Genomic DNA, 11,658 nt, shown 5'->3' with positions numbered 1-11,658 from the left:
ATGCTGAGGCGTTTGGCATAATATTTGACTTCTCAAAACTTTTCAAACACCCTCTTAGCTTCTTTTCGTTAATAGGCTCCTGCGATCGCTGACTACGAGATCAATGGCACATGATTGCCGACGAGAGGATTTTCTCGGGGCAGAAGATCCAACTCCATGAGAAAACCGGGCTTTGTAATCAACTGAATCGGCCTAGAAAGACTGCCTGCGATCGCTTTAGGGCTTAAAAAATAATCGAACGATCCTGATTTTTCCGTTGGTTCTTAATCTTGGCTGTGATCAAGAGTAATTTAGATACGTTTGCCCCGTTTGCAGACCAACCTGCTTGGCGAGAAAAGCTTGCTCAACTCGGAGTTGGTATCACACCAATAACGTACAAGAAACTACAAACTTCAGCGTTGGGCGATGCTATACAAGTGGTAGTTAGAGACACATATTTGTGTTTTATCTCATTAGGTACAGGACATAAATATCACAATATCATCCCTTGGCTAGATTATACTTTATCTAGCTAGATTTAGTCTAGATTAAACTTCCTCTAAATAATTTAATTTAGGACTATAGGACTCCTATTTTATTTTTGAACAAATTAAGTACTAATCGAAAAGGCTTATTCCCTACTCCCCACTCCCTATTCCCTACTCCCAGCCTACGCAAGTCAGTTCAATAATCAAAGCGGATTACTATAGTTGAGATTTCAATACTTTAAGAAATAAAAAATTTTAATTTTAAAAGTGAGGACAAAATGTTTGCCAGATCGGTCGTGTCAGTTTGTGGACTGGAGAATGCCGACACTTCCAGGTTGAAGCAAGAAGAAAATGTGAGCAATTGTTAGCATTTTTGGAGCGGATACATGAATAAGCTAAAAATCTTTTAATTTGCATCCTTAAAAAAATGAATCTCTTGTGGGGTGGGCATCTTGCCCGCCCTAATTGTGCAAAATAAATGCGCGATAGCTTAACTCTTGGCATCAAATTGAGGTGAACAGATAGCCTTGAATAAATTGAGGAAATTAAAAATATCTCACGGTAAACCCTATCTAAGTTAAAACAACCTATGAGCCAGTCAAATAGTTCAACAAACAATGATTCAACTACCACCAGCAACGCCACAGCAGCAGAATCTCGTAAGACAAAAAAAGCGGCAGCAAAGATTACAACTAAGTATGCTGAGGAAATGGCACCTGAAAAAATCGTTGTAGATGAGCCACCGCCTAAACCAAACTATCCTCGCTACCGAGTTCACCCAGGACAGCCCATTACCTTGGCTAATTTCGATCCAAATACCTACGAGAATTACAAGAAAAAGAAGCACATTGAGGAAGAACTGGAAAAGCAGCGTCAACGGTTGCAAAATTTGCAAGAACGGTTATATGCTGAACACCAACGTAGTTTGCTAATTGTGCTGCAAGCGATGGACACCGGGGGTAAAGATGGTACCATCAAACATGTATTCGGTGGTCTGAACCCACAAGGCTGTCAGGTTTGGTCATTCAAAAAGCCCAGCGATGAAGAATTAAGCCATGATTTTCTTTGGCGCTACCACCAACGGGCACCACAAAGGGGAATGATTAGCATCTTCAATCGCTCTCATTACGAAGATGTGTTAATTGTGCGAGTCAAACAGCTAGTACCGGAGGATCTTTGGCGCGATCGCTATCAGTTGATTAATGAGTTTGAGCATATGCTAACGCTCAACAACATTGCTGTTATCAAGTTTTTTCTTCACATTTCTAAAGACGAACAAAAACGGCGCTTGGAAAGTCGGCTAGAAGATCCAGATAAGCATTGGAAGTTTTCCAGCAACGACTTAAAAGAGCGGGTGCTGTGGGATGACTACCAAGAGGCATTTGAGGACATGATTAACAATTGCTCGACTGCTCATGCTCCCTGGTATATCATACCTGCAAATAACAAATGGTATCGTAACTTGGTAGTAGCTCGAACGATCGCAGATACTCTAGAGGCTATGAACCCGCAATTTCCACCAGCAGAAAATGGTTTAGAAAATATTGTGGTTCCAGATTAAAGCAATAATTTACCTAACTTAACCTTTCAATTAACCCCAATGTGAAAGCGATCGCCATTTACAGCAGATTGCAGGTTTATGAAGTACAGTAGCAACAGTCTATAAACCAGTTTTAGCGATGCCTACGGCAGGCGGGTACGCCATCGCATATCATAAACAATTGCGACAAAAGAGCTTGGTCATGTCATAACCAAGCTCTTAGCTATCTCAATCAATCATTGGAGGTAGACACACTAGGCAGCAGGTTGTTCCAGATTAACTTTGACAACTTTGTTCTTTTCAAGCTCAGTTTTAGGCAGTGTCAGATTCAAGATGCCGTCTTTATAATCTGCGGTGACATTGGTATTTTGAACCCTAGCAGATAGAGGAATTACACGTTGGAATTTACCATAGTAGAATTCACTCTTGGTAGTACCCTTTTCTTCAGTTTTAGTTTCAGACTTGCGCTCACCGCTAATATGAACAGCATCTTCGGTGACTTGAATATCCAAGTCTTTAGCTGACAGTCCTGGCAATTCTAGCTTGAGATGAATAGCATCTTCAGTTTCTTGTAGTTCAGCAGCCGGAACTCTGATCAAGCCTTTTTCAAAGCGTGCAGATGGTACTCTGGTATCTCCAAGTAAGCCGTTGATGTGACGTTCTAAAGTGTTCAATTCTTGCCAGGGGTTGTAACGACGAACTAGCATATTAATTTATTCCTCGTATCAGTAATAGTTTTTTGCTCAACCAACTTTGGATTTAATTCCTTGCTTTGATTTCCATATTATTGAGAAATAACAAGCTGGTAAATTCGGTTATTATCACCAAGTATTTGATGATTGCCGCACAAAATTAAACCTCAAATAAGATTACGGTTTACTCTAATTTCGCAGTTCGGTAAACCAGAATAAAAACTATTGATATCAATAATAATCAACTAATAAATCTGCTGTTGAAGTCGAATAAAACAGAAATGCGGCAAGTGAGCTGCAAAACGGGCTTTCAAATGATTTTGGTGATTATCTCACGTTTTCAGGACTTACGCAAAATCATGAAAAAACGAACCGCAAAGGAGAGGCAGCGCGGTCTTGGGGAGCCAGTGCGTTGGGCGGCTTCGCCGACTTGTTCGCGTAGCGTCTCCCCTTGGGAGAAGCATCTGGCGTGGTCTCCCCCATGAGCGACTACCGTCGCAAAGGACACAAAGGAATAAGGTTTCAGAGAGTTATTGCGTAAGTCCTAGTTTTATTGATGCCCAACGTCAGTTGGCATCAATAAAACCTCTTCACATGTTCGGACAACCTGGCATATTATCTCCAAGCAGCAACCGGGCTAGGCTAGGTAATGCTTCACCATAGGTAGGATGAATATGAACTGACCGTTCTAACAACTGCCAGGTTGCTCCCGCTTCGATCAGATCCAGAAAAACATGCACTAGTTCAGCCGTTTCGTACCCCACCAGGGTAGCTCCTAAGATTTTGTCGGTGTCGCTGTCGATCACCATGCGGTAAAACCCCAAGTCATGTCCCCACTCGATCGCACGAGCAATTTGGCTCATGGGTAACGTCACAGCACGCGCGTTGATGCCGTGCTTCTGAGCCTGTTCTAACGTCATCCCCACTCGCCCAACCTGAGGTTCTGTGTAGATAGCATAGCCAAGGACGCGATCGCTCCGCGTCCGATTTTCTCCACACAAAATTGCCTTTAAGCGGCGATAGTCCTCCCACGACACATGTGTAAAGGCAGGCTGTTTGGCGGCATCTCCGATCGCATAGACTCCAGAACAGGTCGTGTGGAACTGGTCGTTAATTTTGATAAACCCCTGATCATCTAGCTCAATTCCACTCTTCGCTGCATTTAATGCACCTGTATTTGGTTTGCGTCCAATTACAACCAGCAACGCCTCTGCTTGGAGTTGCTCACCACTGCTTAATGTCAAGCTAAACAAATCATTATAGTGTGCGACCTGATTTACATTCACCCCAAACTGAAGCCCAATCCCATCCTGCTTTAATGATTCTGCTAAGACCAAGCTGACATCAGTTTCTTCTCGATCAAGGACGCGATCGCCCCGCACAATTAAGTGGGTCTGACTGCCCAAACGCGCTAGTCCCTGCCCCAGTTCTAATCCAATATAGCCAGCCCCAATTACCAGTAACCGGGGTGGTAATGCTTTTAAGTCAAAGAAGTTGCGGTTGGTCAGGTAGGGAGTCCCTGCAAGACCCGGAATATCAGGAATCAGCGATGACGTGCCAGTGTTGACGATCACAATTGGAGCCTGAACAGTGACATCACCCCCTCTAACGGTACGTTCACCAACAAAAGAAGCTTCAGCGCAAACGATTTTGACGCCTGCATCATCCAATCGCTTGTGAATACCTTGGTTAAAGCTGTTACGGATTCCCTGTACTCGCTCCATGACGGCGGGAAAATCAACCTCAACTTCCGTGTGGATGCCTAATTTCTTTGCCTGACGGGCACGCCCTGCTGCATGAGCTGCTGCCAAAAATGCTTTGGAAGGAGTGCAACCATAATTGATGCAACTGCCGCCTAAAGCATCCCGCTCAAACAAGACCACCTTGCGACCCGATGAAGCAAAATCAGTTGCCAGTGGAATGCCTCCTTGACCGCTCCCAATCACAATGACATCTGCTGTTTCCATCAGTGCTGGACTCCTTAAGAATAGTTTGCTTTTATAAGATTCTCACACTCCAGGTTAAAGATTTTTCACGCATGATTGTATGTAGGATTTTTTGTGATAATTTATTTCTTGGAAGTCCCAAAAAGGAAAACTAAGTAGACTTTGCTCGTAATCGAACCCTACCCAAATGGTTGCCCCAACGTTACCCACATTTCCTTATTAAAGGGCGACTTCCACTTTTGAATTAGCCTGATGCGGGGACGCAAAGAGATTTTAGTAATCAGCGATGCCTACGCCCAAACTTGGGATAAAGCGATCGCTTGTATGATTTTATGATCATGGTGCGATCGCTATCGAGCGTCAAAGATCGTCATAGCGATCGCTGATTAGAGCTTGTTTTACTTCCCAGTTCTGACTAATACTAGCCATAAACTTTCACTGCCGTTGACGCAGCAATATTACCTTGTGTAGGTTGGTTGTTTATTTGCTCAATGGCTTGTGCAACTAAATTTATTTATGGAAAATAAAAAAATTTATTTCGAGACACGTAGTGCAAGAAATAAGCTAAAAATCTTTTAATTTGCATCCTCAAAAAAATGAATCTCTTGTGGGGTAGGCATGTTGCCCGCCCTAGTTGTGCAAATTAAATGCGCGACAGCTTACTACGTCAGTTGACTCAGAGCAACTAAATTTATTTATGGTTACTGAGCTTGTCGAAGTATGGGGTTCAAAATTTTTGACTTTTGACTTCCCCAAAGGGGCTGACTGAGGGTTGCAAACGGTAACAAACCAGGAGTATTTAAAAATATCTCGCTGGGTTGCTCCCAAAAACAAATAACTCCAAATTCATAACGGGTATTTTCTAAAACAAAAGCTGAATGCTTACCTAATTCGGATGTGGTGGGTTGCAGGTAAATGACAACTTGATGCATCCGCTTTTGAGGAAATCTGCGATACACCCTTAACCGATAATCATTTACAAAAAGCGTAATAAAAAAAGGAGCCTGACTCAGACTCCTTAATAAAAAACTAGTAATAAAATTGTGACTACTTAACAGTCACCTTACCGCCAGCTTCTTCGATGCGCTTCTTAGCATCTTCGGCAGCATCCTTAGCAATACCTTCTTTAACTGCCTTGGGCGCAGCTTCCACCAAGTCTTTCGCTTCTTTGAGGCCCAAACCGGTCAATTCCCGGACAATCTTCAGCACGGCAATCTTCTTATCAGCTGGGACTGATTCGAGAACCACTTCAAACTCGGTTTGCTCAACAACTTCCTCAGCAGGAGCAGCAGCAGCGCCAGGGCCTGCGAACGCTACGCCAACGGGTGCAGCAGCACTTACGCCAAAAGCTTCTTCAATTTGCTTAACTAACTCAGAAGCTTCCAATAAAGACAGAGATTTGAGCTGTTCTAAAATTTGATCGGTTGCAGTAGACATTGATATAACTCCTGTAATTTTGATTATTTATTTGTCATCGGTCATTGGTCTTTAACTATAGACTCTTGAACGGCAGTTGCTCCACTTGGGGAGACCCCAAGACCACACTGCCTCCTCTTGACTGATGAACCACGAAGTCTATTCAGCAGGACTTTCGGTGCTGCTATCTTGTACAGCAGTGGTTTCAGTACTGCTATCTTGTACAGCAGGACTTTCGATGCTGCTATCTTGTACAGCAACGCTTTCAGTGCTGCCACCACTTTGCTCTTGGTCGGCCACAGCCTGCAAAGCACGAGCCAGTGAACCAGGAACTTCGTTGATACCCACAGCAATCTTGGTAGCCAAGGAATTGATAGCTCCAGCAATTTGGGCTATGAGTTGTTCCTTAGATGGCAAGTCTCCCAGTACCTTAACATCAGGTTCTTTAAGTAGGCGACCTTCCAATACACCACCGCGAAGTTCTGTCTTCTTGGTGACTTTTTGGAATTCTTGGTATGCCTTAATTGCCGATGAAAAATCTTCTTTTACCAGCAAAAAGGCGGAAGCACCGTTGAGCAATTCCGACAGTGGCTGCCATTTTTCATCATCTTTAATGGCAATGCCCATTAAAGTGTTCTTCGTCACCTTACAAACGGTACCACTAGGACGCAGCCGCCGCCGTAAGTCTGTGATTTCTGAAACTGTTAGCCCCTGATAGTCAATTACCAGTGCCAGAGTTGACTCACTCAAAGTTACTTTGAGGTCAGCTACTATCTCTTTTTTATTTTCTAGTGTTCTACCCATTCCAATCTCACCTCCTTAAAATAATCGGTGATTTCCGTACTTGTGCGCTTTTCTAAACCTGAACCCAAACAACAAACCCCAGCTAACTTAGCCGGGGTTGAGTAGTAAGACTCCTGATGCCATAGTTATCACACCTGTATGGGTGGTAATTCTGACAATTAGAGTTTTAACCTCGGCAGGATATTAAGCTATTAGCACCTGCTGTCTCCGGCTTTGCCTATTTAGTTTAAAGTTTGGAGGGAGTTAGTAGTTAGGAGTTAGGAATAAAACTCATAACTCATAACTCATAACTCTTAATTCCTAACTCTTAGTTACGCTACTTCGCTCAGTTTCAAATCTCGTAGGGCGCTGATATCAATTTTAATTGATGGCCCCATAGTGGCTGCCACATAAAATGTGCGCCAATAACGACCTTTAGCTCCTGAAGGACGGTTACGGTCAATCGTCTCCTGCAATGCCTTCAGGTTGATTAACAAATCTTCAGGCGAGAAGGTTGCCTTACCAAACATAACATGGACAATACCAGTTCGATCAGCTCGGAATTCTAATTTACCAGCTTTGAATTCTGCGATCGCACCTGCTAAATCAAATGTCACGGTTCCACCCTTGGGCGATGGCATCAAACCACGCGGCCCAAGCAACTTACCCAGCCTTGCCACCTGTGGCATCACATCCGGTGTGGCAATCAGCTTGTCAAAATCCAGTCTACCTTTCTGGATTTCGTCAATCAGTTCTTCTGATCCGACTAGATCAGCACCAGCGTTGCTTGCTTCGTTTACCTTTTCGCCTCTGGCTATCACCGCCACCCGGACGATTTGTCCTGTACCTTTGGGCAGTGCTACCGTTGTCCGCAACTGTTGGTCTGTATACTTGGGGTCAATTCCCAGGCGGATATGTGCTTCAGCAGCTTCGGTAAATTTAGCTGTTGCTGTGTCTTTGAGAAGGGCTAAAGCCTCTAGAGGCTGATAGTCCTTATCTTCTACTTTTGCTTGCAGGGTCTGTAAACGACGCGATATTTTTGGCATTTTTTTCTCCTGGGGTAATTCCGAAGTTTCGCTTCTCCCCCAATACAATTTTGGATTTGAGATTTTGGAGTAGGAAGTTAGGAATGAGGAGTTACTAATTTAAAACTCATAACTCATAACTCATAACTTTTTAGTCTGTGACTGTTACGCCCATATTTTTAGCCGTTCCTGCCACAATCTTCATTGCCGCGTCTATGTCGTTAGCATTGAGATCGGGAAGTTTCGTTTGAGCTATTTCTTGCAGTTGTGCTTTGGTAATTGAACCAACCTTCTTTTTGTTGGGTTCATTCGAGCCTTTTTCAACTTTCGCCGCCTTCCGAATCAGCACTGATGCTGGTGGCGTCTTGAGTACAAATGTGAAACTCCGGTCTTCAAAAACCGAAATTTCTACAGGTATCACCATTCCAGCTTGATCTGCTGTTTTGGCGTTGTACTCTTTGCAGAACATCATGATGTTGACGCCATGTTGACCCAATGCGGGCCCCACTGGCGGTGCTGGGTTGGCTTTTCCAGCATTCAGGGCCAGCTTAATGACCGCTACTATTTTCTTCGCCATTTGTATTTAGCTCTGTTTCTCTACCTGATTAAATTCCAATTCTACTGGTGTATCCCTGCCGAAAATTGAGAGCAAGGCTTTAAGCTTACTCCGCTCTGGAGAGACTTCAATCACCTCGCCTTCAAAGTCTTTAAATGGACCAGAAAGCACCATTATCTTATCACCAGTAGCCATGTCAATTTTGAGAACCGGCTCCTGTTCGCTGGTTTGTTTGAATATGCGTTCGACTTCTGAAGAACTCAATGGTATGGGGTTGACATGACCTCGACCCTTACTGCTACCACGTTTTTGTTCTGAACCCACAAAATTAATTACATGGGAGGTGTTTCGTACCACCTGCCAGGTATCATCATCCATCATCATCCGCACCAGCACATAGCCAGGGAAAACTTTTTCTTCTGTATGCTGGCGACTGCCATCTTTGCGGATTTTCACCGCTGGGGTCTGCGGAATTTCTACCTGGACAATTTTGTCAGCTACATCAAAAGTTTGAATGCGTTGCTCTAAGTTAGTCTTTACACGCTTTTCACAGCCTGAGGCTACTTGCACGGCATACCAGCGTGTTTCTTTTGACGCTGCTTCTGCTGTTTCTGCTGTTTCCTCCGACTGCAACGTTGAGTTGCGAGGTTCGTTTGTTGCAAAAGTCATCAGAACACCTGTTTTGCTGCCCAACCAAACAATCCATCAACCAAGTATATCAAAGATGCGGAGAGTGCCACCATTAGCAACACAGCCGCGGATTCGCTGACTATCTGTTTCCGACTGGGCCAAACTACTTTTTCAAGTTCTTCTTTGATTCCCTGGATGAAGTTGCCCAAGCTAAACCCATTTGTATTTTCTGGCAATTCGGCTTCAGTTTTTTTGGCCACGACCCTTTATCCCCCGTTTGTACTCAATTTTGGATTTTGGATTTTGGATTTACCCTACGCCTTAAGGCATAAACGCTTAATTTTAGATTTTCAGTTGTCGATTTTAAATTTCTTCTCAATCCCTTCTCTCAAGGAGAGACGGTGCGCCTAGCTTGTTTCTCCGTGGGGGTATGGGTGACGCTCCTACGTTGCTAACGCTGCGGTAACAGCAGTTGTTCATGGGGGAAACCATGCCAGATGTTTTAGGTCGGCGCAGCCGACGGCAGTTGCTTTAAGTCGGTAAACCCGCCCAACACACTGCCTTCCCAACGCACTGGCTCCCCAATACCACACTGCTTCACCAAAATCCAAAATCTAAAATTCGGTTATCCTGGTTTGCAGTTTCGACTTTATTTCACTTACTGAAAGTAAAACAACTGCAAATACAATAGGTTTACCCGAAATTATTAGCGCTAACTGCTAATATAGCAGCTGCGTAATTATTTCGGGCTTTGTTTTTTGCTTTTGAGCGCGCCCTGGAGGACTTGAACCCCCGACATCAGGTTTTGGAGACCTGCGTTCTACCAACTGAACTAAGAGCGCACAAGCTGTTTTTGATTCAGTCATTGCGCTGAACTAAATTTCAGTTTAACGCAATACGCGATTTCTATCATACCTCAATTTTATCGGGGAAACAAGTCAGCGGCAGATGCCGCTTGAGGCTTGAGATTTCTCCCATAATGATTGAAGGACGAATCACAAAGGGCGGTCAAACCGTTGCTTGATCCGGGTTGCCTTACCTACGCGATCGCGGAGATAATATAGTTTAGCACGGCGTACTTTACCGCGACGTAATACCTTGATGCTGTCAATCCGGGGAGAATGCAACAGAAATACCCGCTCAACGCCTACGCCTTGAAAAACCTTACGGACTGTAATAGTTTCATTGATGCCACCATTGCGCTTGGCAATCACTACTCCCTCGTAGGGTTGTACGCGGTATTTTTCGCCTTCCTTGATTTTCACTCCCACTTTTACTGTGTCGCCCACATAAATGTCGGGCAGATTCGATTTGATCTGTTCCGCTTCAATGGAGCGGATAATCTCTTGAGCGCTCATAGTCTTTCTGTCTGCTTAAAAAACTCACGATCATCAATCATAAATCGATAATCCTATTTCAGTCTACTTGTTGGGATTGATAATTTTACTGATACAACAGCCTAGATATCAAAGCTATATTGCAGAATGCTGTACCACAGCGGTGAAATTCATGAAATTTAGCGTCGTCATCACTACCTATAATCGCTTGAACTTGCTGCAAAGAGCAATTGACTCGGCTCGTAACCAAACAATCGAGTGCGAAGTGGTTATTGCCGACGACTGTTCATCTGATGACACTCAAACATATCTCAAAAGCTTAGGGGACAATGTTGTCTACCATCGTAACGAAGTGAACCTTGGTCATGCCGCAACGGTAAATGCTGGAGTTGCCAAAGCTAGTGGCGACTGGATTAAGTTTTTAGATGATGACGACTATTTAGCTTTCAACTGCATAGAAGAGATGGTTAAGGCGATCGCACTTCGTCCCGATGCTGTAATCTGTTCTTGTGTCGCGGCTCAGGTGGATGGGAATGGAGTTGAACTCAGTCGCACCCCCCAAGTTGGCCCCGGGTTAGCTTTTTATGTCCCACAAGCCGATATTCACTACGGTATGCTCTTAGAGCTTGTACCCTTTGGCACACCTGTACAAGTAGCTTGCCGGCGTGATGTTTTCCTACAAACTGGTGGTTGGGACTCCACACTCGATGCTAACTGTGATGACATCGATTCCTGGATTCGGATTGCCCAGTTTGGCGATGCTATTTTCTTCAACCAGTGTCTTGCTTACCGGACTATCTGGCCCGGTGGGTATAATCAAAAGTTTTCTTTGTCTCGGCGGTTGGCTACAAATATTTTGATGAAGGAGAAAATTTACGCCTTGGTTAATGAGCAACATCGCTCAAATATTCCTGTCTTTCAGGATATAAAAAATTACCTGAAACTCCATTGGATTTTAGTAGCACTCAAACAAAACAATCTCAAGAGTTTTATTTCGATGATTGAGCCATCTATACTTTCTCCTCAGTCTTGGAAGTTTTTGCTAACTGCTGTTTTCTCACGCCGCTCTCAGGGAAACAATTCTCAGGTTCGCAAACTTGTGTTAATTGAGTCGTAATTTTTTAACCCTGATTCTGCACCCAGAACTGTCACACCGCAATTAAATGGAACTATCTAGTACAGAAGAACTAACTTGCGTGAGAGTTTATAGCATTTTCTAGTCTAGTGAGGTACAGTAACAACAATGAGTAAACCAACCACGGATAT

The 11,658-nt window shown here is 43.9% G+C and carries 13 protein-coding genes, 1 tRNA gene, 1 pseudogene and 1 other annotated feature; of the genes and pseudogenes, 3 read left to right on the top strand and 12 right to left on the bottom strand.

The window, feature by feature from the left end; all coding sequences use genetic code 11:
* Positions 1–269 precede the first annotated feature (269 nt).
* The gene (locus PUQ00_RS30055; protein ID WP_300423399.1) at positions 270–515 is read left to right on the top strand and encodes a hypothetical protein; all 246 of its coding nucleotides are present in this window, start codon (positions 270–272) and stop codon (positions 513–515) included.
* Positions 516–1,056: 541 nt separating this feature from the next.
* Complete coding sequence (locus tag PUQ00_RS30050) at positions 1,057–2,028, top strand: polyphosphate kinase 2 family protein (RefSeq protein ID WP_300423397.1); 972 nt, start codon at positions 1,057–1,059, stop codon at positions 2,026–2,028.
* Positions 2,029–2,261: 233 nt separating this feature from the next.
* Here the strand turns inward: PUQ00_RS30050 and PUQ00_RS30045 are convergent, their stop codons facing one another.
* The 12 genes and pseudogenes from PUQ00_RS30045 to rplS form a co-directional block, all read right to left on the bottom strand.
* Positions 2,262–2,714 carry an Hsp20/alpha crystallin family protein gene (locus tag PUQ00_RS30045; RefSeq protein ID WP_300423395.1) on the bottom strand — a complete coding sequence of 151 codons (453 nt, stop codon included), beginning with the start codon at positions 2,712–2,714 and terminating at the stop codon, positions 2,262–2,264.
* Between the two features lie 342 nt (positions 2,715–3,056).
* Entirely contained in the window at positions 3,057–3,182 is a 126-nt protein-coding gene (locus PUQ00_RS30040; protein ID WP_300421428.1) for a hypothetical protein, read from the bottom strand.
* 107 nt (positions 3,183–3,289) lie between these two features.
* On the bottom strand, positions 3,290–4,666 hold the full coding sequence (locus PUQ00_RS30035) for an FAD-dependent oxidoreductase (RefSeq protein ID WP_300423394.1): 1,377 nt from the start codon (positions 4,664–4,666) through the stop codon (positions 3,290–3,292).
* A 740-nt stretch (positions 4,667–5,406) separates the two neighbouring features.
* Positions 5,407–5,625 (bottom strand): annotated as a pseudogene (locus PUQ00_RS30030) (hypothetical protein); the annotation flags it as partial.
* 67 nt (positions 5,626–5,692) lie between these two features.
* Positions 5,693–6,082, bottom strand: a complete 390-nt coding sequence (rplL, locus tag PUQ00_RS30025; RefSeq protein ID WP_300423393.1) for a 50S ribosomal protein L7/L12 — start codon at positions 6,080–6,082, stop codon at positions 5,693–5,695.
* A 138-nt stretch (positions 6,083–6,220) separates the two neighbouring features.
* Positions 6,221–6,865, bottom strand: a complete 645-nt coding sequence (gene rplJ / locus PUQ00_RS30020) for a 50S ribosomal protein L10 (protein WP_300423391.1) — start codon at positions 6,863–6,865, stop codon at positions 6,221–6,223.
* Positions 6,866–6,926: 61 nt separating this feature from the next.
* Positions 6,927–7,094: a sequence feature (ribosomal protein L10 leader region), on the bottom strand.
* Positions 7,095–7,176: 82 nt separating this feature from the next.
* A complete protein-coding gene (rplA, locus tag PUQ00_RS30015; RefSeq protein WP_300423390.1) occupies positions 7,177–7,890 on the bottom strand; it encodes a 50S ribosomal protein L1 in 714 nt (237 codons plus the stop codon).
* A gap of 130 nt (positions 7,891–8,020) precedes the next feature.
* On the bottom strand, positions 8,021–8,446 hold the full coding sequence (gene rplK / locus PUQ00_RS30010) for a 50S ribosomal protein L11 (protein ID WP_273766606.1): 426 nt from the start codon (positions 8,444–8,446) through the stop codon (positions 8,021–8,023).
* A 6-nt stretch (positions 8,447–8,452) separates the two neighbouring features.
* Positions 8,453–9,094, bottom strand: a complete 642-nt coding sequence (gene nusG, locus PUQ00_RS30005) for a transcription termination/antitermination protein NusG (RefSeq protein ID WP_300423388.1) — start codon at positions 9,092–9,094, stop codon at positions 8,453–8,455.
* Complete coding sequence (gene secE / locus PUQ00_RS30000; protein WP_300423386.1) at positions 9,094–9,315, bottom strand: preprotein translocase subunit SecE; 222 nt, start codon at positions 9,313–9,315, stop codon at positions 9,094–9,096. The genes nusG and secE overlap by 1 nt, the downstream gene beginning before the upstream one ends.
* A gap of 509 nt (positions 9,316–9,824) precedes the next feature.
* Positions 9,825–9,897, bottom strand: a tRNA-Trp gene (locus PUQ00_RS29995).
* Positions 9,898–10,050: 153 nt separating this feature from the next.
* Complete coding sequence (gene rplS, locus PUQ00_RS29990) at positions 10,051–10,413, bottom strand: 50S ribosomal protein L19 (RefSeq protein WP_300423384.1); 363 nt, start codon at positions 10,411–10,413, stop codon at positions 10,051–10,053.
* Positions 10,414–10,564: 151 nt separating this feature from the next.
* On the opposite strand from rplS, the gene PUQ00_RS29985 reads away from it, so the two are divergent.
* On the top strand, positions 10,565–11,509 hold the full coding sequence (locus PUQ00_RS29985) for a glycosyltransferase family 2 protein (protein WP_300423382.1): 945 nt from the start codon (positions 10,565–10,567) through the stop codon (positions 11,507–11,509).
* The last annotated feature ends 149 nt before the right edge of the window (positions 11,510–11,658 follow it).

This window comes from Nostoc sp. S13 (assembly GCF_029379315.1).
Taxonomy (GTDB): Bacteria; Cyanobacteriota; Cyanobacteriia; order Cyanobacteriales; family Nostocaceae; genus Nostoc.
This window is presented reverse-complemented; position numbering and strand designations above follow the sequence as displayed.

Bases quoted from the DNA above. Each gene is read 5' to 3' on its own strand.
- PUQ00_RS30050 (WP_300423397.1), top strand. From the start codon at position 1,057: ATGAGCCAGTCAAATAGTTCAACAAACAATGATTCAACTACCACCAGC.
- PUQ00_RS30045 (WP_300423395.1), bottom strand. From the start codon at position 2,714: ATGCTAGTTCGTCGTTACAACCCCTGGCAAGAATTGAACACTTTAGAA.
- PUQ00_RS30040 (WP_300421428.1), bottom strand. From the start codon at position 3,182: ATGGGGGAGACCACGCCAGATGCTTCTCCCAAGGGGAGACGCTACGCG.
- PUQ00_RS30035 (WP_300423394.1), bottom strand. From the start codon at position 4,666: ATGGAAACAGCAGATGTCATTGTGATTGGGAGCGGTCAAGGAGGCATT.
- rplL (WP_300423393.1), bottom strand. From the start codon at position 6,082: ATGTCTACTGCAACCGATCAAATTTTAGAACAGCTCAAATCTCTGTCT.
- rplJ (WP_300423391.1), bottom strand. From the start codon at position 6,865: ATGGGTAGAACACTAGAAAATAAAAAAGAGATAGTAGCTGACCTCAAA.
- rplA (WP_300423390.1), bottom strand. From the start codon at position 7,890: ATGCCAAAAATATCGCGTCGTTTACAGACCCTGCAAGCAAAAGTAGAA.
- rplK (WP_273766606.1), bottom strand. From the start codon at position 8,446: ATGGCGAAGAAAATAGTAGCGGTCATTAAGCTGGCCCTGAATGCTGGA.
- nusG (WP_300423388.1), bottom strand. From the start codon at position 9,094: ATGACTTTTGCAACAAACGAACCTCGCAACTCAACGTTGCAGTCGGAG.
- rplS (WP_300423384.1), bottom strand. From the start codon at position 10,413: ATGAGCGCTCAAGAGATTATCCGCTCCATTGAAGCGGAACAGATCAAA.
- PUQ00_RS29985 (WP_300423382.1), top strand. From the start codon at position 10,565: ATGAAATTTAGCGTCGTCATCACTACCTATAATCGCTTGAACTTGCTG.